Annotated in this window: 26 protein-coding genes and 1 tRNA gene; 16 read left to right on the top strand and 11 right to left on the bottom strand. The window is 61.8% G+C overall.

Annotated elements, in window-relative coordinates; translation table 11 throughout:
• Positions 1-627: 627 nt before the first annotated feature.
• The 4 genes from ACMUJL_RS14410 to ACMUJL_RS14395 form a co-directional block, all read right to left on the bottom strand.
• Positions 628-2,013, bottom strand: a complete 1,386-nt coding sequence (locus tag ACMUJL_RS14410; protein ID WP_375573271.1) for an IS1182 family transposase — start codon at positions 2,011-2,013, stop codon at positions 628-630.
• 129 nt (positions 2,014-2,142) lie between these two features.
• A complete protein-coding gene (locus tag ACMUJL_RS14405; protein WP_375573273.1) occupies positions 2,143-2,754 on the bottom strand; it encodes a transmembrane anchor protein in 612 nt (203 codons plus the stop codon).
• A 16-nt stretch (positions 2,755-2,770) separates the two neighbouring features.
• A complete protein-coding gene (locus ACMUJL_RS14400) occupies positions 2,771-3,499 on the bottom strand; it encodes a HupE/UreJ family protein (RefSeq protein WP_375573275.1) in 729 nt (242 codons plus the stop codon).
• A gap of 59 nt (positions 3,500-3,558) precedes the next feature.
• Positions 3,559-3,882 carry a hypothetical protein gene (locus ACMUJL_RS14395; protein ID WP_416914320.1) on the bottom strand — a complete coding sequence of 108 codons (324 nt, stop codon included), beginning with the start codon at positions 3,880-3,882 and terminating at the stop codon, positions 3,559-3,561.
• A gap of 112 nt (positions 3,883-3,994) precedes the next feature.
• On the opposite strand from ACMUJL_RS14395, the gene ACMUJL_RS14390 reads away from it, so the two are divergent.
• From ACMUJL_RS14390 to ACMUJL_RS14345, 10 genes are all read left to right on the top strand, one after another.
• Positions 3,995-4,255 (top strand): metal-sensing transcriptional repressor, encoded by a 261-nt coding sequence (locus ACMUJL_RS14390; RefSeq protein WP_375573279.1) that lies wholly within the window; start codon positions 3,995-3,997, stop codon positions 4,253-4,255.
• An 8-nt stretch (positions 4,256-4,263) separates the two neighbouring features.
• A complete protein-coding gene (locus ACMUJL_RS14385; protein WP_375573281.1) occupies positions 4,264-5,583 on the top strand; it encodes an MFS transporter in 1,320 nt (439 codons plus the stop codon).
• Between the two features lie 392 nt (positions 5,584-5,975).
• Positions 5,976-6,110, top strand: a complete 135-nt coding sequence (locus tag ACMUJL_RS14380) for a hypothetical protein (RefSeq protein ID WP_375573284.1) — start codon at positions 5,976-5,978, stop codon at positions 6,108-6,110.
• Between the two features lie 78 nt (positions 6,111-6,188).
• A complete protein-coding gene (locus tag ACMUJL_RS14375) occupies positions 6,189-6,410 on the top strand; it encodes a hypothetical protein (RefSeq protein WP_375573286.1) in 222 nt (73 codons plus the stop codon).
• Entirely contained in the window at positions 6,410-7,870 is a 1,461-nt protein-coding gene (locus tag ACMUJL_RS14370; protein ID WP_416914319.1) for a TolC family protein, read from the top strand. The genes ACMUJL_RS14375 and ACMUJL_RS14370 overlap by 1 nt, the downstream gene beginning before the upstream one ends.
• A gap of 13 nt (positions 7,871-7,883) precedes the next feature.
• On the top strand, positions 7,884-9,242 hold the full coding sequence (locus tag ACMUJL_RS14365) for a multicopper oxidase family protein (RefSeq protein ID WP_375573290.1): 1,359 nt from the start codon (positions 7,884-7,886) through the stop codon (positions 9,240-9,242).
• A 41-nt stretch (positions 9,243-9,283) separates the two neighbouring features.
• A complete protein-coding gene (locus ACMUJL_RS14360) occupies positions 9,284-9,760 on the top strand; it encodes a cupredoxin domain-containing protein (RefSeq protein WP_375573292.1) in 477 nt (158 codons plus the stop codon).
• Positions 9,761-9,784: 24 nt separating this feature from the next.
• On the top strand, positions 9,785-10,066 hold the full coding sequence (locus tag ACMUJL_RS14355) for a copper-binding protein (protein WP_375573294.1): 282 nt from the start codon (positions 9,785-9,787) through the stop codon (positions 10,064-10,066).
• Between the two features lie 73 nt (positions 10,067-10,139).
• Positions 10,140-10,580, top strand: a complete 441-nt coding sequence (locus tag ACMUJL_RS14350) for a c-type cytochrome (RefSeq protein ID WP_375573296.1) — start codon at positions 10,140-10,142, stop codon at positions 10,578-10,580.
• 320 nt (positions 10,581-10,900) lie between these two features.
• Complete coding sequence (locus tag ACMUJL_RS14345; protein ID WP_375573298.1) at positions 10,901-11,287, top strand: DUF302 domain-containing protein; 387 nt, start codon at positions 10,901-10,903, stop codon at positions 11,285-11,287.
• Between the two features lie 87 nt (positions 11,288-11,374).
• Here ACMUJL_RS14345 and cueR read toward each other — a convergent pair whose 3' ends face one another.
• Positions 11,375-11,812, bottom strand: coding sequence for a Cu(I)-responsive transcriptional regulator (gene cueR / locus ACMUJL_RS14340; RefSeq protein WP_375573300.1), 438 nt, complete (start codon positions 11,810-11,812; stop codon positions 11,375-11,377).
• Positions 11,809-14,295, bottom strand: a complete 2,487-nt coding sequence (locus ACMUJL_RS14335; RefSeq protein WP_375573302.1) for a heavy metal translocating P-type ATPase — start codon at positions 14,293-14,295, stop codon at positions 11,809-11,811. The genes cueR and ACMUJL_RS14335 overlap by 4 nt, the downstream gene beginning before the upstream one ends.
• Positions 14,296-14,453: 158 nt before the next feature.
• On the opposite strand from ACMUJL_RS14335, the gene ACMUJL_RS14330 reads away from it, so the two are divergent.
• The 3 genes from ACMUJL_RS14330 to ACMUJL_RS14320 all read left to right on the top strand — a co-directional run bounded on the left by ACMUJL_RS14330 (position 14,454) and on the right by ACMUJL_RS14320 (position 18,526).
• Positions 14,454-14,642, top strand: a complete 189-nt coding sequence (locus tag ACMUJL_RS14330; protein WP_375573304.1) for a heavy-metal-associated domain-containing protein — start codon at positions 14,454-14,456, stop codon at positions 14,640-14,642.
• A 406-nt stretch (positions 14,643-15,048) separates the two neighbouring features.
• Positions 15,049-15,411, top strand: a complete 363-nt coding sequence (locus ACMUJL_RS14325; protein ID WP_375573306.1) for a type IIL restriction-modification enzyme MmeI — start codon at positions 15,049-15,051, stop codon at positions 15,409-15,411.
• Positions 15,412-15,415: 4 nt separating this feature from the next.
• Positions 15,416-18,526: a class I SAM-dependent DNA methyltransferase gene (locus tag ACMUJL_RS14320; protein WP_375573308.1), complete on the top strand. Its 3,111-nt coding sequence runs from the start codon at positions 15,416-15,418 to the stop codon at positions 18,524-18,526.
• A 228-nt stretch (positions 18,527-18,754) separates the two neighbouring features.
• Here the strand turns inward: ACMUJL_RS14320 and ACMUJL_RS14315 are convergent.
• From ACMUJL_RS14315 to ACMUJL_RS14300, 4 genes are all read right to left on the bottom strand, one after another.
• Positions 18,755-18,831 (bottom strand) — tRNA-Arg (locus tag ACMUJL_RS14315).
• 81 nt (positions 18,832-18,912) lie between these two features.
• Positions 18,913-20,292 carry a sensor histidine kinase gene (locus ACMUJL_RS14310; RefSeq protein ID WP_068289062.1) on the bottom strand — a complete coding sequence of 460 codons (1,380 nt, stop codon included), beginning with the start codon at positions 20,290-20,292 and terminating at the stop codon, positions 18,913-18,915.
• 18 nt (positions 20,293-20,310) lie between these two features.
• A complete protein-coding gene (locus tag ACMUJL_RS14305; protein WP_375573311.1) occupies positions 20,311-21,729 on the bottom strand; it encodes a dihydrolipoyl dehydrogenase family protein in 1,419 nt (472 codons plus the stop codon).
• Positions 21,729-22,478, bottom strand: coding sequence for a TVP38/TMEM64 family protein (locus tag ACMUJL_RS14300; protein WP_068289068.1), 750 nt, complete (start codon positions 22,476-22,478; stop codon positions 21,729-21,731). Before ACMUJL_RS14300 ends, ACMUJL_RS14305 begins: the two co-directional genes overlap by 1 nt.
• Before the next feature lie 320 nt (positions 22,479-22,798).
• Here ACMUJL_RS14300 and rpmH point away from each other — a divergent pair, with 320 nt between their 5' ends.
• Genes rpmH through yidD form a run of 3 tightly spaced genes read left to right on the top strand, consistent with a single transcriptional unit; the run spans position 22,799 to position 23,659 of the window.
• A complete protein-coding gene (gene rpmH, locus ACMUJL_RS14295; protein ID WP_068289071.1) occupies positions 22,799-22,933 on the top strand; it encodes a 50S ribosomal protein L34 in 135 nt (44 codons plus the stop codon).
• 22 nt (positions 22,934-22,955) lie between these two features.
• Positions 22,956-23,402, top strand: a complete 447-nt coding sequence (gene rnpA / locus ACMUJL_RS14290; RefSeq protein ID WP_068289074.1) for a ribonuclease P protein component — start codon at positions 22,956-22,958, stop codon at positions 23,400-23,402.
• The gene (gene yidD / locus ACMUJL_RS14285; protein WP_068289078.1) at positions 23,399-23,659 is read left to right on the top strand and encodes a membrane protein insertion efficiency factor YidD; all 261 of its coding nucleotides are present in this window, start codon (positions 23,399-23,401) and stop codon (positions 23,657-23,659) included. Before rnpA ends, yidD begins: the two co-directional genes overlap by 4 nt.
• Here yidD and ACMUJL_RS14280 read toward each other — a convergent pair whose 3' ends face one another.
• The gene (locus ACMUJL_RS14280) at positions 23,660-24,169 is read right to left on the bottom strand and encodes a DUF3833 domain-containing protein (RefSeq protein ID WP_375573315.1); all 510 of its coding nucleotides are present in this window, start codon (positions 24,167-24,169) and stop codon (positions 23,660-23,662) included.
• Between the last annotated feature and the right edge of the window lie 51 nt (positions 24,170-24,220).

Here is a 24,220-nt window from a genome sequence, read left to right as displayed (position 1 = left end):
ATGGGTCGAAACACTGGCCCCCGTGTCGCAAGTGTCGCGGTTGTCGCAACACCCCCGCAACCCGAACCCGCGCGGACGTCACCTGACGCATTCCCATATGGCACCGCCTGCAACATGGGCGACACCCCCCGCACTTGGACGGGCCGGATCGTTTCACTCTATGAATGGCGACGGCTGACCGAATGGGAAAAGCACGGGCCAAACGGGCGGCACTGGAACGGCATAACAAGGCGATGGGAACCGCCATAAGGGGCGGTGCGAACTCTTACGTCCCTTGCTTCAGGACCGGTGCTGGGATGCAAAGTCTCAGGTCCACAAACTGCAGTTTCCGAGCTTTGGGCAGACCACAAACCCTAGGCTTTGGACTTCATAGCCAAAACAATACCGTTACCGGGAGGGCGATGGCAGATAGAAAGATTATAGAGGATCCGACAAAAACCGTCAGATGACGGCGCAGAGTCCAAAGCCGACCCCGGCGATCCGCGCAGCATTTGTCATAAAGGGCGGATTTTGTTGAAAAAGTCGGCCTTAGAACGCGTTTTGGGCTGCCCTCAGGCTCGGGTGTCGCCGTTTGGTTCGGGCAATCGCCCTTCGCGCCGCTTTGTGGCGTCTATCTGGCCGCTCAGCTCATGCCGTGGCCTCCGAGTTGGCGCACTGAGGCCGCAGCTTCGCGAGTTTTCGCAGGTTCTGGGCGATGGCGGCGAGGAGGAATTCGTCCTTGGCACCATTGGGGCCGCGCAGGCGTAGCCGGTTCAGGCCGAGGATGCGCTTCAAGTGGGCGAAGAGCATCTCCACCTTCTTACGCTTGTCTCGGGATACCTTGTAAGCCTTGGTCTTGCGGCATTCGCGGGCGAACTCGCGTGCTTCCTCGTGGGGTTCACGGGTGACGTATCGGGCCTCCGCTTTCGGGCAGCAGATTTCCTTGGATGGACAGGCCTGACATGTCGCCTTCAAGGCACGATATTTCTTCCGCCCGCCGGTGTCCTGACCCCGGTTCGGATCGGAGTAGTTCCGGCGATATTGCTTGAGGGCGTGTCCCTCGGGGCAGATGTATTGATCGTTCGCCTCGTCCCATTCGAAGTCGGATCTGGACCAGGTCCCGTCAATACGCTTGGATTTATCGATGACGGGAATGAATGGAATGATCCCACGCTCTTTGACCAACCACCCGAGGTTCTCGGCATTGCCGTAAGCCGTATCCGCAGCTATCCAGTCTGGTCTGATGCCGAAGCGCATCTCCGTGCGATCAAGCATGGTGCGGGAAGCACCCACCTCAGCCTGCCGGATTGCCCGTGTCGCCTCAACATCCATGATGACCGAGCTCTTGGTGTCGATCAGGTAGTTGGTGGCATAGGCAAAATAGGGGCGGCTTTCTTCGGCCCGCGTCCATTGGGCTGCCGGATCAGATTTGGCTATAAACTTTGGCTGAACCGGCGAGGCCGCTCCAAATGCGGCATCATCGAGTGTTTCCAGATATTCCCGCGCCGCCCGGGTCCCGGCCTCACGCGCGACCTCCGGGCTCCAGTCTTCGGCCGCAATAGACCGGACCTTGTTGGCGTCAGCGGAGATCAGGCTTGCATCGACAGCGAAACCCTCGCCCGAGACAAGATCCTCCCTCAGGCAACGCTCGACCGTGGCCTCGAAGACCTGCCGCAGCAGATTGCTTTCCCGAAACTTGCCATGGCGATAGCGTGAGAAGGTCGAGTGATCCGGGACCTTCCCCTCCAAGCCCAGCCGACAGAACCAGCGATAGGCGAGGTTCAGATGGACCTCGTCGCAGAGGCGACGTTCCGACCGGATGCCCATGACGTAACCGATGACCAGCATCCGGATGATCAGCTCTGGATCGATCGAAGGACGCCCGAGGTGACTGTAGAAGGGGCGAAGAGCCTCCGGCATCCCATCCACGTCGAGGAACCGGTCGATCTCGCGAAGCATATGACCGGAAGGAACATGACGCTCCAGATCGAAGTCATAAAACAACTGTGCCGGTGCCGTTTGGGTGCCCATCATGACGAAATCCTCCAATCCCCTCATAATTGAGTGAATCAAAGGACTTGCCGCGCTGCAACAGAGACTTTTTCAACAGCATCGGCGGATAGCAGCCATTCGCTGCATGATGCACGAATGGCTGCTTTAACTTCAGTAGGTCTGTTTCAGTTCGGTATAATCACCGCGCAGTTGCAGGGTCACGGTGATTTCGCTGCTGTCGCGGTTGCGCCAGAACCAGCCGTGCTCGCCGGTGAATGGGGCCTCGATGCCGCCCTCTCCGCCGGTCTCGCCGCGACCACGGGCGTAGTCGATGGACTGGCCGTCACCATGGGCGTGCAGGTCAAAGTTGATCCGCCCGCCTGTTGCTGTCCAGGCGTAGGTGGCGGTCATGCCAGCGTCCATCACCAGCTTGATCTCCGCCGTGGCGCCGGGCGCGAGGGTGAAGGTCACTTCGTCCCGCCACGCCTCCTGCGCATGTGCCGAGCCGATGAAGGTGCCGAAGAGGGCGTCGATCACGCTGGAGGATTGATCGCCGTGGGTTTCCGCATCGCGCGCGGCTTCTTCGGCCAGTTCGCGTTTGATCTCGCCCATTTCGGTCAGGCCGATCACGCGGCCCAGGCCGGTCGGATCAATGGCGTGTTCGGCCGGCAGATAGACGGTGACAAGGATCACCGCCGCGCCGATGGCGGCCGCGATGGAGGAGCGGAACAGCTGCGCCTTGCTGGGCAGGTCCTCAAGGCGGGGTTTGGGTGCGTTGTTCATGGTATTCTCCGTTCTGTCAGGTGGACGCGATGTAACCGGCGATCTGCTGGCCGGTCAGGATCACGCCAAGGACGATCATGATGATGTTGGCGACAGTCGCCTGCCGCATGAACTTCGGGTTGCGCCGCCAGTAGCCCATCACGATCAGGATGACCGCAAGGGCAAGCAACTGGCCAATTTCGACGCCCACGTTGAAGGCCAGAAGGTTGGCGAGCAACCCATCCTCGGCGATCTGGTATTCAAGGATCTTGGTGGCCAGACCCGTGCCGTGGAACAGGCCGAAGACCAGCGTGGCGGCCTTGGTATCAGGCTGGACCCCGAACCATTTCTGATAGGCCCCAAGGTTGTCGAGCGCCTTGTAGACCACCGACAGGCCGATGATTGCGTCGATGATATAGGCGTTGATGCCCCAGCCATACCACACGCCCAGCAGCATCGTGGCCGAATGGCCCACAGCGAAAATGCTGACATAGATGGCGACGTCCTTCATCCGGTAAAGGAAGAAGACAACGCCCAGCAGGAACAGGATGTGGTCGTATCCCGTCACCATGTGCTTGGCGCCAAGGTAGATGAAGGGGATGATATGCACCCCCCAGATTTCCTGGATATAGCCCGCGTCACCTGGGGTGATGTTATGGGCCATGGCCTGCGCGGCGCTCAGGATCAGGCCCGCGAGGGTGAATAGGGTCAGCGTGACCGCCCGGCGTGACGCCGGTGCGCTGAGGCCCCGTGAAGTCGAGGTCATGGATGGTTCTCCGTTCTTGAGTGATGCTTGATCGGGAATGCTGCGGGTCGCAGCCGCGATCAGGCACGCGGAGGTCGGTCGATCCGGAAAACGCGGGATGGCCTGTTAGGCGCAGGATGAAACCGCCACCTGTCTGCCCCGTGATCCATTGCCCTATCGTCGTGGGACGCTGTCAGAAATGCCTGGTTGTGATCGTGGTCCATCGCATCATGGCTGTGCCCGTGCAGCGCCCATGACAGATCCTCGGCCAGTCCGTGCGAATGGCCATGCGAGGCGATCATCTCGGCGTGTTCGTGCAATGTCTCAAGGACCTTCGGCACATGGCTGGCCGTGGGCAGGACGGACCAGACAGCCACTGACAGGCAGATCACCGCCGCCAGCATCTGCCGTCCAAGGAACCGCCGCCTTTGCATTTCGCTTCTTACCTGCCCATCCAGTGCGGCACCTGTCTTGCGCCGTCTTGTTCTATCCCCTCGGGGGGGATACCATCTGTCTATGACAAAACCCCATATCCACGCAACCCACCTCGCCCTGATCGCCCGGCTGAAACGTGCCGACGGCCACCTGCGCGCGGTGATCGAGATGATCGAGGCGGGCAAACCCTGCCTTGAGATTGCACAACAACTTCACGCGGTTGAAAAGGCCGTGGTCAATGCCAAGCGTGCGCTGATCCATGATCACATGGATCATTGCCTGGACACCGAGCATTCGGCCGAAGATCGCGCCGAATTGAAAACCATCGCGCGATACCTGTAGGCACCCCCATGCTCGACATTCTGAGAGATCGCACCTATCGCCACCTGTTTCTGGCGCAGGTCGTGGCGCTGTTGGGCACGGGGCTGGCCACGGTGGCGCTTGGCCTTCTGGCCTATGATCTGGCGGGCGACAACGCGGCCATGGTGCTGGGCACGGTGTTCTTCATCAAGATGGTGGCCTATGTCGGCATCGCGCCTATCGCCGGGGCCTTTGCCGACCGTGTGAACAGGCGCGCCTTTCTGGTGGCGCTGGATCTGGTGCGCGCGGGGGTGGCGCTGTGTTTGCCCTTCGTAACCGAGGTCTGGCAGGTCTATGTCCTGATCTTCCTGCTGCAATCCGCCTCTGCCGGGTTCACGCCGACTTTTCAGGCAACGATCCCCGATGTCCTGCCGGACGAGGCACGCTATACCCGCGCGCTGTCGTTGTCGCGCCTGGCCTATGATCTGGAGAATATCGCAAGCCCGACGCTGGCCGCCTTGCTGCTGGCGGTGATGAGTTACAACGCCCTGTTCCTCGGCACGGTGGTCGGGTTTGTCGCCTCGGCGGCGCTGGTGGTCACGGTGCTGTTGCCAAGCCCCGAACCTGTCGCGCCGCGTGGCATCTATGACCGCACCACGCGCGGGATGCGCATCTATCTCGCCACGCCGCGCCTGCGCGGGCTGCTGGCGCTAAACCTTGCAGCGGCTGCGGCGGGGGCGATGGTGCTGGTCAATTCGGTGGTGCTGGTGCGCGGGGCGCTGGGGCTGTCCGACAGCGCACTGGCCTGGACGATGTTCGCTTTCGGAGCCGGGTCGATGATCGCGGCCATCCTGTTGCCAAGGCTGCTGGATCGGGCCCCTGACCGCCCTGTCATGGTCGCAGGGGCCGCACTGATGGTGGCAACGTTGCTGGGGCTGGCGGTCGAGGTCTCAACCTTCGGCCTTGTCTGGCCGGTGCTACTGGGCGCCTGGCTGCTGGTGGGTCTTGGCTATGCGTCAGTGCTGACGCCATCGGGCCGCTTGCTGCGCCGCTCCGCCCATGCTGAGGATCGCCCCGCGCTCTTTGCAGCGCAATTCGCCCTCAGCCATGCCTGCTGGCTGCTGACCTACCCGCTGTCGGGCTGGCTGATGACCCGGTTCGGTGTGATCACGGCGCTTGTCGTGCTCGCGACGGTGGCGCTTGCCGGTCTGGTGATCGCACTGCGCCTCTGGCCGCAGAGTGATCCTGAGGTTTTGGCCCATCATCACGACAACCTGCCCCTCGACCACCCGCACCTGAAGGGTCATCGGGATCACGCGCATTCTTTCGTCGTGGATGACAACCATCCCCGCTGGGCGTCGCAGCTCTGACGCCTGTCCGGGGCACCTCTGGACGACACTGACCTGCAAGAGCGGCGATCCGCGCGTTTCACGAAAAAGTAAGCAGGGCCCTTCGGTCGATCATTGACAGCTTGTGGATGAAAGGACATTCAGAGGGGATGGCAACAAGGGCAATCACTTCCGGGCTGGTCAAGGCGCTTTTTTGCGTCACCTTGCTTGTGTCCTTGATCCTTTACCCGCCATCATCCGCACATGCCCATTCTTCAGCACATGCCCCTGCCATGGCGCAGGACGCCGAGAGTGGGCATCATGGTGGACATGGTGCGCACGCCCATCACGACATGGGAGAGGCTCAGGGTCACAAGACCGCGTATTCAAGCGATACGACCGCAGACACACCGAACTGCTGTCAGGGGATCTGCATGGCAGCGGTCCTTGCGCAAGCCGCCGCGGGCCTTCCCGAGATCCATGAGGCAGATCACGAGGCGACCTGGCTTTCCAGCTTTTCGCCCTTCGATCCGCTTGAGCATCGGCGACCACCCAAACACCTGATCTGATCGCGGTCCCGCAAGCGGGATCAACATAGTGATACGTGTCCATCCCTTGCATGGACACCGAACAATCAGGGTATCCAGATGAAATCCTACCTTTTTGCGGGGGCAAGCGCCCTTGCATTGGCGGCATGCGCGCAAGCGGTCACACCCTTGCCCGACATTGCCAGTCAGCAACGCGTGACCAATGCGTCACGCACCTCTCCCGTCACCTACCGCGACCCTTTCGTAGGCTACACCGACCGCAGCCCGTCCGGGCCACGCGACTGGCGCGAAGTCAATGATGAACAATCGGAGGGCAACTGATGCGCGGCAAAACCCTTCCCGCTATGATCGGCCTGCCGCTGTTGCTGGCTGCTTGCGCCAGCGCGGTGCCCGACCTCTACACTGCCCCAAATGCCGGATTTGCCGCGGTGTCCGACCAAACATCCGCAGCCATCGGCAAACGCACGGCCTTTGCCCAGACACAGGCCGAGAACGAGGCGATCCAGCGCGAAGTGCGCGCCCTTGTGCATGGCAAGACTATTTCCGCCGACACGGCGGTGCAGGTCGCACTTCTGAACAACAAGGGCTTGCAGGCATCCTATGCCGAAATCGGCCTCTCAGCCGCGACGGCATGGCAAGAGGCTACGCCCGTCAATCCGGTCGTGTCGATCGGCGTGCTGGGGATCGGTGCCGCCGAACTGGGGGCTTACCGCGCGATCGAGGGCATGATCGCGTCTAACCTGCTGGCGGCACAAACCCGTCAGCAACGCATGGAGCTGGCGGATGTGAACTTCCGCGCAGCACAGGCGCGGGCCGTTGATGACACGCTGGCACTGGCCAACCAGACCCGTGCAGCATGGATTAACGCTGTCGCGGCCTTTGAAACCGTCAGCTATCTGCAACGGGCCAAAGTCACCTCGGATGCAGGCGCGGAACTTGCGCAACGCCTGGGTGAAACGGGCGCCCTGAACAAGGCGGGACAGGCGCGCGAATTTGCCTTCAACGCGGAACTGGCCGGGCAAGTGGCTCAGGCCCGTCTGAACGCCACCCGCGCGAAGGAAGAATTGACCCGGCTGATGGGCCTCTGGGGCGATGACGTAGATTATTTCGTGCCCGATGCCCTGCCAGCCCTTCCGCGCAGCGTCGGGTCTGTTGCGGGGGTCGAGTTGCGGGCCCTAAACAACCGCGTCGATCTGCGCGTTGCCAAGCTGGGTCTCGAGGCGCAGGCGGCGGCCTTTGGACTGACCGACCGGACCCGACTGGTCACTGATCTGGAACTGATCAGCGGGATCGAGGCCGAGCGCGAGATCGAGGATGGCCGCAGGCGCACCGAGGCCAGCCCCCAGCTTGAACTGGAATTCGCGATCCCGATCTTCGACACCGGAAAGGCGCGGATGCGCAAGGTGGAACTGTCCTATCTGCAAGCCGCCAATGTTCTGGCCCAGAAGGCCGTGAACATCCGCTCCGAGGCGCGCGCTGCCGAAGCCGGCTACCGCGCCACGCATCGCATCGCGCAGCATTACCGCGATGTTCTGGTCCCGCTCCGGGCCACGGTCGAGGAAGAAGGGCTGCTCTCCTATAACGGGATGATCACCAGCACTTTCGAGTTGATCAGCGCCGCCCGCGACAGGCTGGGGGCCGAGTTGCAGGCCGCCAATGCCAAGCGCGACTTCTATCTGGCCGAGGCCGATCTGACCGCCGCGATCTACGGCGGCGGCTCGGGTGCCTCTGCTTCTTCCGCAAACGCCGCCCTCGCCTCTGCTGGCGATGCCGATCATTGAAAGGATGGATAAGATGTTGAACAGACGTCAATTGCTGGGGGCGGGTGCCGCAGGTGCGGCCCTTGTCTCCTCCCGATCATGGGGACAGACCGCCAATATGGGCCTGCCCGAAGCTGCCGTCATGGACAGTGCCGCAACCCAGATCACGCCGCGCCCCACCTCGGGGCCGGATTACACGCCCGTGGTCACGCTGAACGGCTGGACACTGCCGCACCGGATGAACAACGGCGTCAAGGAATTCCACCTTGTCGCCGAGCCGGTCGAACGCGAACTGGCCGAAGGCATGGTCGCGCATCTGTGGGGCTATAACGGCCAATCCACCGGCCCGACGATCGAGGCGGTCGAGGGCGACCGCGTCCGCATCTTCGTGACCAACAAGCTACCCGAACACACGACGATCCACTGGCACGGGCTGATCCTGCCCTCGGGCATGGACGGGGTCGGCGGCCTCAGCCATCCGGCGATCCCGCCGGGCAAAACCTATGTCTACGAATTCGACCTGATCAAATCCGGCACCTTCATGTATCACCCCCATGCCGATGAGATGGTGCAGATGGCGATGGGGATGATGGGCATGTTCATCGTGCATCCCAAGGACCCGACCTTCCGCCCCGTGGACCGCGATTTCCTGATCATGCTGAACGCCTTCGACATCGACCCCGGCACCTATGTGCCGCGGATCATGACAATGGCCGATTTCAACCTCTGGACATGGAACAGCCGGATTTTCCCGGATATCGACCCGCTGGTCGTCAACAAGGGCGACCGCGTGCGCGTACGCGTGGGTAACCTCACGATGACGAACCATCCGATCCACATGCATGGCTATGACTTCAAGGTCACCTGCACCGATGGCGGCTGGGTGCCCGAAAGCGCGCAATGGCCCGAAGTCTCCATCGACATTCCGGTGGGCGCGATGCGCGCTTACGAGTTCACGGCCGATCACCTGGGCGACTGGGCGATCCATTGCCACAAGTCGCATCACACGATGAACGCAATGGGCCATGACGTTCCCACCTTCATCGGCGTGAACAAGGCCGACCTCACGCGTAAAATCCGCAGCTTCCAGCCCGAATACATGCCGATGGGCACGGCTGGCATGGCGGATATGGGCAAGATGGAGATGGAGCTGCCCGACAACACCGTGCCGATGATGACCGGCTGGGGACCGCATGGCCCGATTGAAATGGGCGGCATGTTCTCGGTCGTGAAGGTGCGCGAGGGGATCGCGCCCGACGATTACAGCGACCCCGGCTGGTATGAAAACCCGCCCGGCGAGCAGGCCTATGAATGGACGGGCGAGCTACCAGAGTTCAGCCGCGTGAATGACGCGAAGACCCGCCTGACCCCAAGACCCGGCGACAAGGGCTGACCGCGATACCTTCAAATATCACACCCAAAAGGACCCCAAAGATGAAAACACTTCTTCTCAGCACAACCATTGCCATCACGCTGGGCAGCGCCGCGTTTGCTGCCGGCACCCATGCAGGCGGACACGGTCATGACATGATGGCCATCGGCACACCCGCCGACGGTAACGCGGATCGCACCATCGAAGTCACGATGAGCGAGTCCGAAGACGGCGCCATGGTGTTCGAGCCTGCGCAATTGGACTTCACTGCGGGCGAAACCGTGCGCATCGTCGTGATCAATGCAGGCGAACTTGACCATGAGTTCGTGATGGATTCCCCCGACAAGAACATCGAGCACAAGGCGCTTATGGAGAAATTCCCCGAGATGGAACACGACGATCCGAACGCCGTGCGCCTTGAACCCGGTGCTACGGGCGAGATCCTCTGGACCTTCGCCAACAAGGGCACCTTCGAATTCGCCTGCCTGATCCCCGGCCATTACGACGCCGGGATGCACGGCCCGATCACCGTCAACTGATCCCCTCACCGAAAGGACATCACCATGAACACCCTCAAGACACTCACTATGACCGCCCTCGCGCTGGCCCTGACCGGCACGCTGGCCCTTGCCGAAACCTTCACCAAAGGAGTTGTCAAGAAAGTCGATGCCGAGGCCGGAAAGGTCACGATCATCCATGAAGAACTGGTCAACCTCGACATGCCCGCAATGACGATGGTGTTCCGCGCCGATGACGACGTGATCGGCCAAATGGCCGAGGGCGACGAGATCGAATTCACCGCCGACCGCGTCGAAGGCAAGCTGAAGGTCACCGCGCTGAAGTAAGCGCATGATCCGACATGGCCGCATCTGACCCGCTGAACGGTCAGATGCGCGCCCAAGGCATGAAGGACATTGAATGAAACGCACCCTCTTCGGGATTGCCCTTCTGGCCGTGGCCGCCGGGGCATTCCTTCTGATGCAGCCCGCCGACAACCCAACGACTGACACCCCAACGACTGACACCCCGCTTGCAGGGGATGCGATGGTCGCCGTGCTTATCCCCGCCCGCTTCAGCGAACAGGAGCAGATGGGCCAGCGCGCCTTTGATGCGGCCTGTGCCAGTTGCCATGGGACCAACGCGCAGGGCAGGCAGGATATCGCACCGCCGCTTGTCCACAAGATCTATGAACCCAGCCATCACGGCGATGCGTCTTTTCTGCTGGCCGCACAAAACGGCGTACGGGCACATCACTGGCGCTTTGGCGACATGCCCTCCGTCCAGGGTGTAACGCGCGCTGATGTTACCAACATCGTAGCCTATGTTCGCGCGCTACAGCGCGAGAACGGTATTAACTGATGCCTCTGTTCCGTCGAGCTGTCGCAATGGGTGAATGCAGAGGTAGCGGAACGCTTTTCTCGGAGTGTGCAAGGTCGGGGAATGGCATTGCCGCATTACCCAGCTCCAACAACGCGGAGCCTGAACAAGGAACCTTTTCGCAAGGTCGGTCGTTTCTATGAGTAAGGGCTCAGCACAGCAACAAAGGACCGCAGCAATGATCAATGGCCAAGGAATTGGCTTTGACTGGATCTGGATAATTGGATCCCTCACTTTTGTCTGGGCCATAATTGCAGCCCTGATCAAGTATCTCGGCAAGTAAACCCAAGGGAGATTTTGGCATGACCTACACGATAACGCGCTTATTGAGCGGAGCGAAATTTGACGACGTTGACAACCGAACACGCAAGGCTCTGTCCACCAATGGTTTTGGTGTGTTGACCGAAATCGACGTGCAAAAGACCATGAAGGCGAAACTGGATGTCGATATGCCCGCTTACCGCATCCTTGGGGCCTGCAACCCGCAGATGGCCTATCAGGCCATCGAGATCGAGCCCCGGGTGGGTGCGATGCTGCCCTGCAATGTAATCCTGCGCGAAGTTGAGGGTGGGGTCGAAGTGAGTGCTGTCGACCCTGTGGCCTCGATGCAGGCCATCGAGAACACTGCCCTGACGACCGTCGCTGATGAGGTCCGGGAGCTTCTGGCGAAGGCCATTGAAGCGATCTGAGATGGGGCGGCGCGATATGACCGTGTAAGGCGCTTCATAAGTGAAGCCTGATTGCCGAGCAGGATGGTGAACAACGATTGGTCACACTCATCTGTTAAAGCCCACGCCTGAATGACACGCTGGGACGACAAGAGAGGTATCGCCCTCCAGATCGTCCAGGATAGGGCAATCCGGGCGGTCATCGCCGGAACAGCCCTTCGCCAGATGATTGAGGGTGGCGACCATACTTTCCATCTCGGAGATCCGGCGCTGCAGACCGGCGATCTGATCTTGTGCCAGACGTTTCACATCGGCGCTATGGCGGCTGCGGTCACGCCAGAGCTCCAGCAGCTCGGAGATCGCCTCAACCTGAAAGCCGAGATCCCGGGCGCGGCGGATGAAGCGCAGCATTTGCACGTCCCTGTCGGTATAAACCCGGTAACCCGCCCTGGTGCGCCCGGCTGGCGGGATCAGACCGATCTGTTCGTAATAACGTATCATCTTGGCCGAGACACCCGATGCCTTGGCAGCCTCTCCGATGTTCATGCGGTCTCTCCCTCTACGGCTGTGGGTTGAAAGCGGCGTAGGCGCAGGGCATTGCCGAGCACGAAAACGCTGGACATGGTCATGGCGCCGGCCGCGAATATCGGCGACAGAAGGATGCCGAAGGCCGGATATAGCGTACCCGCCGCCAACGGAATCAACGCCGCGTTATAGACAAAGGCCCAGAACAGGTTCTGCTTGATATTGCCCATCGTGGCTCGGCTCAGTCCGATGGCTTCAGGCACGCCTGTCAAACGGCCCGAGATCAGCACCACATCCGCAGCCTCGATCGCGATGTCGGTGCCGGTTCCGATGGCGATGCCGACATCCGCCTCGGCCAGTGCGGGGGCGTCGTTGATCCCGTCCCCAACGAAGGCCAGTGGACCGTGATTTACGCGCAACGACTGGATAGCCTTGACCTTACCACCCGGTAGCACCTCGGCCACTACCGCGTCGATGCCAAGCTGGCGGGCAATCGCCTGCGCAGTGCCAGCATTGTCGCCGGTGATCATCGCGACATTGAGGCCCAGATCATGCAGCGCGCGGATCGCGGCAGGGGTGCTGGGCTTGATCGGGTCGGCCACCGCAAGAATGGCAGCCAGTTTGCTGTCGATGGCGGCATAGAGCGGCGACTTGCCTTCCTGCCCCATGCGCGCGGCGACTTCAGCAAAGATAGCGACATCCAGACCGAACTTTCGCATATACCGATCCGCCCCGATGTGCACCGATTGACCAGCCGCCTTGGCCGAAACGCCAAACCCGGTTTCCGAGGCGAAGTCTATCGCATCGGGCAACGTCAGCCCGTCGTCTTGCGCTGCGGTCACGATGGCCTCGGCGATGGGATGCTCGGAGCGCGCCTCAACCGCCGCCACCGATGCCAGAACCCCTGCGCGGTCAAAACCAGGTGCCACGATCAAATCGGTCAGCGTAGGCTTGCCGGCCGTCAGAGTGCCAGTCTTGTCCAGCGCCACCACCCGAACGCCTTGCAGGGCTTGCAACGCCTCGCCCTTTCGGAACAGAACGCCAAGTTCGGCCCCGCGCCCGGTGCCCACCATGATGGATGTGGGCGTGGCCAGGCCCATGGCACAGGGGCAGGCGATGATCAGCACCGCCACCGCATTGACCAGACCGAAGGTCAGTGCGGGGTCCGGCCCGAAAATCAGCCAGATCGCAAAGGTCAGAACAGCAAGCCCCATCACCACGGGCACGAACCACAGCGTGATCTTGTCCACCAGCGCCTGAATGGGCAGTTTGCCACTCTGTGCTGCCTCCACCATGCGGATGATCTGCGCCAGCATCGTGGCCTCGCCCACCGCTGTAGCGCGAAAGGTCAGCGCGCCGTTCTGGTTGACCGTGCCACCTGTCACCAGCGCGCCTGCTGACTTAGCTACCGGCGCAGGCTCGCCCGTGATCATGCTCTCGTCGATCCAGCTGTGGCCCGAGATCACCTCGCCATCCACGGGAACGCGCGCACCGGGGCGCAAGTCCAGAACATCGCCCGCGCGCACCTCGGAAATCGCCACCTCGACCACGGTATCGCCGCGATGCACTTGCGCCATGCGCGGCTGCAATCCGACTAACCGACTGATCGCCTGCGATGTGCGGCCCTTTGCCCGCGCCTCAAGATACCGGCCCAGTAGGATTAGCGTCACGATCACCGCCGCCGCCTCATAATAGACGTTGACGGTATTGGCGGGCAGCAGGCCAGGCAGGAAAGTCGCGACCAGCGAATAGGCGTAGGCCGCCGTGGTGCCAACCGCGACAAGGCTGTTCATATCGGGCGCGGCCCGAAGCAGGGCTGGATAACCTTTGCGGTAGAACCGCCGCCCCGGCCCCGCCAGCACCAGCGTCGTCAGGATGAATTGCACCACCCAACTGGTCTGCATTCCGATGGTGGACATGATCAAGTGATGCACGGGCGCGAACAGATGCGATCCCATTTCCAGCGCGAAAACCGGCAAGGTCAGCACCGCGGCCACTGTCAGATCGCGGCGCAGCAATGCTTCTTCGGCCTCTTTGCGGGAAGCCAGGGCGTCATCTTCGGCACCTGTGTTTTCGACCAGACGGGCATCATAGCCCGTCTTCTCGATGGCCTGCACCAGTGCCGCCGCATCCGCCGAGCCGGTCACTGTCGCCCGTTCGGTCGCAAGGTTGACCATTGCAGAGGTCACACCCGGCACCGCTTCCAATGCGCGCTCTACCCGTGCGACACAGGAGGCGCAGGTCATTCCTTCGATGGCGATATCAACCGTCTGGGCGGGCACCGTATAGCCGGCCTTTTCGATCGCAGCTGCAAGAGCCGACTTATCCAACGGCGCATAGGACGACACTTCGACCTTCTCCGTGGCAAGGTTCACATTCGCAGATGAAACACCGGGCACGTTAGCCAGTGCACGCTCGACCCTCCCCACGCAGGAGGCGCAGGTCATTCCCTCGACGGGAAGCGAAAGCGTGTAGTAATTTGACTGAGAGAAAGGTTTGTTCATGGCGACTGTCTCACTGATTCTGTTTCATGTCGCAGAGACAGATAAGGCTTCCCATCATGGGAAGGTCAAGGGACGAATTTCCTGAATCTGACCTATTGACCTTCCAACGCTTGGAAGCCCCATATGTCTGTTAGACAAAATCGAACAAAGGATTTCCCATGCAGTTCCACGTTGAAACAATGACCTGCGGCGGCTGTGCCCGCGGCGTGACCAAGGCTATTCAGGCTGTCGATGCGGCAGCAACGGTCAAGGTCGATCTGCCTGCGCATAGCGTAGAGGTGACGACCAGCGCATCCCGCGATCAAATCGTCACTGCTCTGACCGACGCTGGCTTTTCACCAGCGTAACTGAAACAAAGAACGGCACGATAAGCAAACCCAGCCTTTTGCATTTCATGGTGCAAGTTCAGGCCAGAACCGTTGTGACCAGAAAGCTTCGGGAACGCAAAGCTCCCGAAGAAATCCTCGGGGGCTTTGAGTTCCGAATGTCAGCTGTGCGGAGCTGACCTTCGTCGCATTCTGCTCAGATGTCTGGTTTGGGCCGTTCGCGCAGGTCCGAGTAGTTTAGGTGAACGGCAGGAAAGTCAGCATCTCGGTCATAGTCCCTTTTCTTTCAGGGTCGGCTCACAGTCGAAGCTGCCGTTGGCGCAGGGATCGATTTATTGGTCCAGAGCCTAGTCGAACTAAAATGTCTTTGTTTCAGCGCACAACCGCTGCAAGAATAGCGGCGTGATACAGTGACAGGGCAAGTGTTTTGCGGATCAAAGAATTTATCGACCGCTGGAAACAGTCGGGAGGCAGCGAACGTGCGAATTTCCAGACCTTTGCGCATGAACTCTGCGCACTGCTGGAACTACCGAAACCTGATCCCGCACAGGCTGCAACCCGCGCCAACTCCTATTGCTTCGAATACCCCGTCACCTTCATCCACACCGGAACGCAATCGTCTGGTTTCATCGACCTCTACCGCGCGGGCCATTTCGTCATGGAAGCCAAGCAAGGCACCGCTAGCACGGCGCCGAAGAACGACGTGCAACCCGTCCCTCTGCCTGACCCGGCAGGCCCTACACGCAAGGGCCACGGCACACGCGGCACGCGGCACGCGGCGCTGGGATGATACGATGCTCCGTGCACGCGCCCAAGCTGATGGTTACGCCCGCGCAGTTTCGAGGGAAGATGGCTGGCCGCCCTTTCTTTTAATCGTAGACGTGGGCCATGTGATCGAGGTCTACGCAGATTTTTCGGGGCAGGGTCAGGGCTATACCCAATACCCGGATGGCAACCGCTACCGCATCACGATGGACGACCTGCGCGATGATAAGATCCGCGAACGCCTGCGCCTGATCTGGACCAACCCCCAGGCACTTGACCCGTCGAAAATCGCGGCGCAGGTCACCCACGAAGTGGCCGACCGGCTGGCCGCGCTGGGCCGATCCTTCGAGGGTCAGGGCCATGAACCCGAGGCCGTGGCCCGCTTCCTGATGCGCTGCCTCTTCACCATGTTTGCCGAAGATGTGGACCTGATCCCGCACAACAGTTTCTCGGACCTGCTCAAACGTCTGCGGGGTCATCCCGAACATGCCGGGCGCGCGCTGAAAGCCCTGTGGGAGACGATGAACACCGGCGGCTTTTCCGCAACCCTGACTATAGACCTCAAACGCTTCAACGGCGGATTGTTCAAGCAAGCAGACGCCCTGCCCCTGTCCGAGGTTCAACTCTCACTGCTGATCGACGCCGCTAGCTGCGACTGGCGCGAGGTCGAACCGGCGATCTTCGGCACCCTGCTGGAACGCGCATTGGACAAGCGGCAACGCCACAAGCTGGGTGCGCACTACACGCCTCGCGCCTATGTGGAACGGCTGGTCGTGCCCACGATCATGGAGCCACTGCGTGCCGATTGGCTCGACGTGCAGGCGGCAGCAGTGGCGCTGGCAGCCCAAGGCCGCGAGGAGGACGCTCGCGATACTGTGCGCGCCTTCCACACCCGCCTGTGCGACATTCGCGTCCTGGACCCGGCCTGCGGATCGGGCAACTTCCTCTACGTCGCGCTGGAACTGATGAAACGGCTGGAGGGCGAAGTGACCGCCCTGCTGAAAGACTTGGGTGAGGATCAGGGCGCGCTGTCGCTGGCCGGGCATACCGTGGACCCGCATCAGTTTCTGGGGATCGAGCTGAACCCATGGGCGGCGGCGGTGGCTGAATTAGTGCTGTGGATCGGCTATCTGCAATGGCATTTCAGAACCCATGGGCAGGCATCCCCCGCCGAACCCGTGCTGCGCGACTTCAAGAATATCGAAAACCGCGATGCGGTGCTGATCTATGAGGGCACCAAACCACGGCTGGACGAGGGCGGCGCGCCCATCACCCGTTGGGATGGCATCGGCACGATCACCCATCCAGTGACGGGCGAACAGGTGCCCGACCCACAATCCCACGTGACGGTGCTCGATTTCATCAAGCCCGCCCCCGCCACATGGCCGCAGGCGGATTTCATCATCGGCAACCCACCATTCATCGGAGCCAGCCGGATGCGCGAGGCGCTGGGTGATGGCTATACCGAGGCGCTGCGCGCCGCCTATCCCCGCATCCCGCAAAGCGCGGATTTCGTGATGTATTGGTGGGACAAGGCCGCGCTGGCCGCGCGCGGCTGGAAACCCGCCACCGACAAGGCGCGCGCCAAGGGCACACGGCGCTTTGGCCTGATCACCACCACTTCCCTGCGCCAGACCTTCAACCGAAAGGTACTGGAGCCGCATCTGTCGGACCCCAAGACGCCCCTGTCCCTGACCTTCGCCATTCCCGATCACCCCTGGGTGGATGCAGGCGACGGGGCGGCGGTACGGATTGCAATGACCGTGGCCGAGGGTGGGCGCGCGCCGGGGCGGCTGTTGACCGTGATCCATGAGGCCAAAGGTGAGGCCGAGGCCGAGGGCCGCCCCGTCACCTTCCAGATCGAGAAGGGCAAGATTTTCGCTGATTTGCGGATCGGGGCCGATGTAGCGGGGGCTGTGGCGTTGAGGGCGAATGAGGGGTTGGCATATCGAGGAATGCAACTCATCGGCTCTGGCTTCATTGTAACGCCAGATGAAGCCCGTTCCCTTGGCCTTGGCAGCGTGCCAGGGCTGGAAAACCATATCCGCAACTATCGTAACGGACGCGACCTTACCGCCACTCCGCGCGGAGTGATGGTGATCGACCTTTTCGGGTTGACCGAAGCCGAAGTGCGCTCACGCTTTCCGACGGTTTATCAGCATGTTCTGGACAAGGTGAAACCTGAACGAGATCAGAACAATCGCGAAAGTTATAAACGAAACTGGTGGGTTCATGGCGAACCCAGAAAAGATTTGCGCCCGGCGCTAATGGGGCTGCCACGTTTCATCGCAACTGTAGAAACCGCCAAATATAGGACTTTCCAGTTCCTGGATGCGCAGATTCTTTCGGACAACAAGCTGATCGTTCTTTGTCTCGATCATGGTGAGGATTTCGCAGTTCTATCCTCAAAGCTTCACGAAATCTGGTCGCTGTCTGCAGGAAGCTGGCTCGGCGTGGGGAATGACCCCGTTTACGCAAAATCCAGATGCTTCGACCCCTTTCCCTTCCCTGATCCGACCGAGGCGCAAAAAGCCCGTCTCCGCAGTCTTGGCGAGCAGCTCGACGCGCATCGCAAGGCTCAACAGGCTACGCATCCCAAGCTGACCCTGACCGCCATGTATAACGTGTTGGAAAAGCTGCGCGCGGGGGAACGAATCGAGGGCAAGGACAAGGCGGTTTACGATCAAGGCCTGATTGGCATCCTGCGCGACCTACATGACCAGATCGACGCGGCGGTGGCAGAGGCTTATGGCTGGCCCGCTGACCTTTCGGATGATGACATTCTGCACCGCCTTGTGGACCTGAACCGCGAAAGGGCCGCCGAGGAAGCGCGCGGCCTGATCCGCTGGCTGCGCCCTGCCTATCAGAACCGCGCGGGCCTTGCCGCCATCACCAAGGGCGAACAGCGCGCCATGGACCTTGGCCCCAAGGACAGCACCGCCAAGACCCCGTGGCCCAAATCCCTGCCCGAACAGATCGCCGCCGTGCGCGGCGCGCTGTCGGAACTTGGCACTGCCACCCCCGAACAGGTGGCCCGCCAATTCCAGCGCGGACAAGCCAGATCAGTGCAACCCCTTCTGGAAAGCCTGACAGCTCTTGGTCAGGCCCGCACGATCGAAGGCGGCCGCTTCGCAGTCTGACTCAGCGCGGCTAGCCCCCACGGCAAGCACTTAGAAGATGAAGGCCCCGAAGCCACGCATTTCCGAAGCATGAAAAACGCCCAATCATCATACTTTGAAATAAAAAAACTCTCTCGCACCACCAACAGGTTCCGGCAGATACCATAGCGGTCCACGTCAGTGTGGGGGATGCATTGGGGGACGCGATCCATAGAAAGCGTTTAATATCAGTCACTTAAGGGATGCAAGTGGCGGACTGGGGAGGATTCGAACCCCCGACCCCTTGATTCGTAGTCAAGTACTCTATCCAACTGAGCTACCAGTCCGTGGAGGCGGGGTTTAGCCCCAAGGTCAGGGCTTGGCAAGGGGCGATTGCGGTTTTTTCGCACGCCCCCGAAAACAGCACATCAATTCCCCTCCCGCGGCAGGGTGATCAGGAAGGTTGTGCCCTCCGGGCCTGTCGCCTCAAGCTCCAGCCGACCACCATGGCTGCGGATCAGATCCTGCGCGATCACAAGGCCAAGCCCGGACCCGCCCTTGCGCGCCCCGCCCTGAAACGGCTGGAACAGATGCTCGCGGGCCTTTGCCGGCAGACCCGGACCGGTATCGCTGACACGGATCACCCATGCCGTGTCCCGGGCTTCGGCGGCGACGCTGATTTCACCGGGCTTGCCGGTCTGCGCAATCGCCTGCCGCGCGTTGCGGACAAGGTTGAAGATGACGCGGAACAGCTGCTCGGGGTCCGCCTTGACGACGAGGGTGCCGGGCACATCCTCGGACAGGCTGACATCGGCATCGCCGACCGCAAGGCGCTCGCTGTCCAGCACATCGGACACGACATCCAGCAACAGGATGTCGCGCAGCCGTGGTGCGGGTTCCTCGGCCTTGCCGAAGGCCAGCGTGCTTTCGCACAGATGCACCGCACGGGTGATCGAGTTCACAAGCTTGGGCGCCAGCCGCTTGACCGCCGGATCTTCGGACATCTCGATACGGTCCACGAACAACTGGGCCGAGGTCAGCATGTTGCGCAGGTCATGGCTGATCTTGGCCACCGCGCCACCAAGTTGCGCCAGCCGTTCCTTTTGCTTGAGCGCACCGGTCAGCTGGGTCTGCAGGCTTTGCAGGGCATCTTCAGCCTGCCTGAGTTCGGTGATCCCCGAGGTCGGCTGGATGATGCGCCGCCCGTCCTCGGGTGCTTCGGCATAATGGCTCATGGCGCGCGCCACGCGCGCGATGGGCATCACGAGAAGGCGTTGCACCGCCAGGAACAGCAGCGTCGCCGTGAAGATCGAAATGACCGCCGACAGGATCAGGATGCGCACGCCATATTCCAGCATGGCAATCCGCAGCGGCCCCGTTTCCATGGTAACCTCGATCAGCAATCCCGCCTCGCGGGTGGGGTTGCCGATCACGCGGATCACTTCGGGGGCCTGGTCCAGCAGCTGCCCCAAGGCATCACCGATCAATTCCAGCGCGGGCGGATCACGCAGGTCATAGGTGCGGTCCACCACCTGCGGCATGGGAGAGGCAAGGACAAGCTGCCGCGCCTCGTCACGGCGCAACACGACGTTGAACACCTCGGCGTTGCGCAGCAGTTCCTCTTCGAGATCGGGTGAGATCACGTCATCGGCCAGCAAGGCCAGGCTAGCGATCTGCGCGCGCTCGAGCCGCAGCAGCAGGTAGTCCTCGCGGAAGCGCGCCACGGACGGTACGAAAATCAGGATCTCGGCCAGCATCACGAAGATGATGGTCAGGATCAGGAACCGTCCTGAAAGCGAATGCAACATCGACGCCTCTTTACTGGGTCACGGCAGCCATCTCTGCACCAGCCCGACAACCTTTTTCACGACAGGGTTATCAAACAGTCGGGGCGAGAAATAGGCCCCAGCCGCGCGTTTGTTGATCTCGGCTATCGTCGGATAAGAGGCCACCATCCCGGCCACGGCCGACATCTTGAGGTTGTTGGCAATCGCCATGGACCACAGCGCGATCAACTCGCCCGCCTGATGCCCGACGATGGACACCCCGACGGGGCGGCCCTTGTGGACCATGACCTTGATCAGGCCCTTTGTTTGCAGGGTGGCGATAGCCCGGTCGTTATGGTGATAGTCAAAGCGCGCCACCTCGAGCGCCGCGCCGAATTTCTGGCGCGCCGCAGCCTCGGTCAGGCCGACCTGGGCCAGTTCAGGGTCGGTATAGGTGGCCCAGGGGATATGGGCGGCTTTCTGCCGGGCCGGCAGACCGAACAGCGCCTGGCGGATGATCAGACCCGCATGATAGCCCGCGACATGGGTGAACTGCAGCCCGCCTGCGACGTCACCGATGGCAAAGACGCGTTTGTTCGTGGTCCGCATCCGTTCATCGACCCTGATGCCCTGACGGGTCGCTTCGATCCCCGCCGCCGCAAGGTTCAGCCTGTCGGTATTAGATTTGCGCCCCACCGCCACCAGAAGATGCGTGCCCTTGAAGACGCGCCCATCCTTGACCGCGACCTCGATCGCCCCGGTGGCGCCACGCACCTCGGCAGCCAGCGCATCCTCTGCAATGGTGATCCCTTCATGACGCAGATGATCCAGAACGACCGACGCCATTTCGGGATCGTCCTTGCCCAGCGCCTTGGCGCCTTCGATCACCGTCACCTCGCAACCCAGTCGCCGATGGGCCTGCGCCATTTCCATGCCGATCGGGCCGCCACCGATGATCAGCAGGTGATCGGGCTTTTCGCGCAGATCGAACAGTGTCTCGTTGGTCAGATACGGCACTTTGTCCAGGCCGGGGATGGGCGGAACCAGCGGGCTTGAACCTGTCGCGATGACGATCCGCCGGGCGCTGATGGTATCCTCGCCCGCCTGTACGGTGTTCGGTCCGGTGAAATGGCCGAAGGCCCGGATCACCTTGACGCCCAGCCCCTCGAACCGTTCCTGGCTGTCGACGGGTTCGATCTGCGCGATCACGCGGGCCACATGATCCTTGGCCGCGGCATAGTCGATCTGCGGGGCGACAGGCGTGATCCCCATCGCGGCACCCGCCGTCATCGCATGGGCGGCGTGGCCCGCCGCCAGCAACGCCTTGGAGGGCACGCAGCCGTAGTTCAGGCAATCGCCCCCCATCTTGTGACCCTCGAGCAGGATCACATCGGCCCCCATCTGCACGGCCCCTGCCGCGACCGAGAGACCACCCGACCCCGCACCGATCACCAGGATATCTGTCTTGAGATGCGCCATCACAGGGCCTTTCCGCGCCGCAGCGCCTTGATCACGATCGGCAGCAGCGCCAGCAGGCACAGCCCCAGAAGCGGCAGCAGGATCTGCGGCTCGAAGATGATGCCGAGGTTCGGGGTCTCGCCGCGTTCGAACACCTGCCCCAGGCCAGCCCCCACGGATGTAAAGACGACCCCGCCCGGAATGATGCCAAGGAAGGTCGAGATCACGAAACGGTTGAGCGGGACGCCCACAAGCGCCGGCACAAGGTTGGCCACGAAAAAGGGAACCGCAGGCACCAGCCGGATCAGGAACAGCATGGACCACTGATTCTCGTCGATGCCGTCCTTGATGCGCTTCACGGCACCTTCGCTGCTTTCCATCCGGGCGGCCAGACGCTCGCCCAGCCCCCAGCGCGCAGCCAGAAAGATCAGCGAAGCGCCGACGGTGGCAGCCGTGATGTTGAACAGCGCGCCCGGAAAGGTCGCGAACAGGAAGCCGCCTGTCAGCGTGGCGATGGTGGCCCCCGGCAGCGAGAAGGCCACGATCACGACATAGGCCAGCATGAACAGGGCCACGGTGGCCGCATAGTTTGCGTCACGAAAGGCCAGCAGGGCCTCGCGGTTGTCGCGCAGCATGTCGAATGTCAGCGTATCGCGCAGGGTGAAGGCACCCACAGCCGCCACAAGCAGGATGACGATCAGCGGCAGGCGGCGCATCCACCCGTCGGATGTCGCCTCGGATCGGGTCGGATGGTCTGCCTTGTCGCGCATCGTGTTCTGTCCTTTTTGACTCTGGTGGCCAAGATGCGCATATGGGCCCGGTTTTGACAGGCTTTTGCATCAGCCTCACGCGCGCTTGATCCGGGGTGACGAAACCCGTGAAAATCGGCGCACTTTGGCAAGGAACTGAAACATTTGCGGCCCGCCACCGCCGATCCGGGCAGGCACATCGCGTTTTTTGTTGCAAAACCGCGCGAAAACCGCCGGGCACGGTTTGACTTGGGGAAAACCCCTGTCTATAGGACGGGCTTCGGATATCACGGGCCGGCGCGAATCTCGCGCATAATGGCATTTGTTTTGGAGACGGAGCGATGAAACGCACCTTTCAACCCTCGAACCGCGTGCGCAAGAACCGTCACGGCTTTCGTGCGCGCATGGCCACCAAGAACGGCCGCAAGATCCTGAACGCGCGCCGCGCGCGTGGCCGCAAGGTGCTGAGCGCGTAAGCGCCCGCACGTTGTTGAAGGCATGACACCGCCGGAGGCCCCCGAGACTGGCACTACCGCCAGACCAGGGGAAACGCCACCGGCGGTTTCCGTTTGTCCGCCGTCGACCGGACCGCGTCCCGCCATCCATGTGATGAAGGAACGCGCCGATTTCCTGCGGTGCGCCCGCGCAGGTCGGCAAGGCACATCGGGAATGATGGTGCAGGCCCGCCAGCGGCGCACCGACGAAGCGGCCACCGGCATCCGCGTCGGCTTTACCTGCACCAAGAAGGTCGGCAATGCCGTGGCACGCAATCGCGCAAAGCGCCGTCTGCGCGAGGCAGCCCGCATGGTGTTGCCGGAACACGGCAGGGATGGATGGGACTATGTCCTGATCGGTCGGGCCGAGGCGACCGCCGCCCGCCCCTTTGAGGATCTCAAGCGCGATCTTATATCGGCGCTGAAGAAACTTCATCAGACCAGGCCATGACACCGCTTGCCCATCTTGTCGCCCTGCCCGTACGCGCCTACCGGCTGATCCTGTCGCCCTGGGTCGGGTTCAGCTGCCGCTATCAACCGACATGTTCCGCCTACGCGCTTGAGGCGCTGGAAAAGCACGGTGCCTTCAAGGGCAGCTGGCTGGCCGCGCGCCGGATCGGGCGCTGCCATCCCTGGGGCAGTTCCGGATATGATCCCGTCCCCGACCGCAAGGGATGCGGCCACAACCATGACCGCATGCCCGATTGATCAGCCCTGCTTTTCGAAGGTGATGATCACCTCGCCGATGTCGACGCCGAAGCGTTTCATATAGGCACGGTTCAGCAGCCGATCTTCGGTCAGCAACCACATCCAGTCGTCGAAGGTCACCCGCAGCGTGCCATCCGGCACGGGCAGATCGATCGTGTAGCGCCAGTTGAAGCTATCGCCGCGCTCTTCCCCGAAGGCCGTGCCGATCACACCGGGCGCAGTGCCTTGCCATGTGTCCTCGCCCGTCTTGTCCAGCGTCCAGACGCGTTGTTCGGTGCTGCCGTCCTCGTAAACGAAATCCTCGACAAGGCGCAGGGTCCGGCCATCCCATGTGCCGTTGATCTCGACCGCGAAGCGGCGGCGCACGGTGCCGAAAATATCCTGGAACTGGCCGTGGGCGACTGTTCTGCCCTCGAAAAACTCCTCGAGGTTGAGGCTGCGCGTGCTGAGCTTTTCATCCTCCAGCGCCGGTTTGCCGGTACATCCCGCAAGCCCGATGACCAATAACATCGCCAAGATCCGCATTGTCTTCTCCTGTTGTCCTGCCATGGATACGCGCCG

The sequence above is a fragment of the Seohaeicola sp. genome (assembly GCF_048006315.1).
Lineage (GTDB): Bacteria > Pseudomonadota > Alphaproteobacteria > Rhodobacterales > Rhodobacteraceae > Seohaeicola.
The sequence above is the reverse complement of the archived record's forward strand: the minus strand, read 5'-3'. Positions and strand labels throughout refer to the sequence as shown.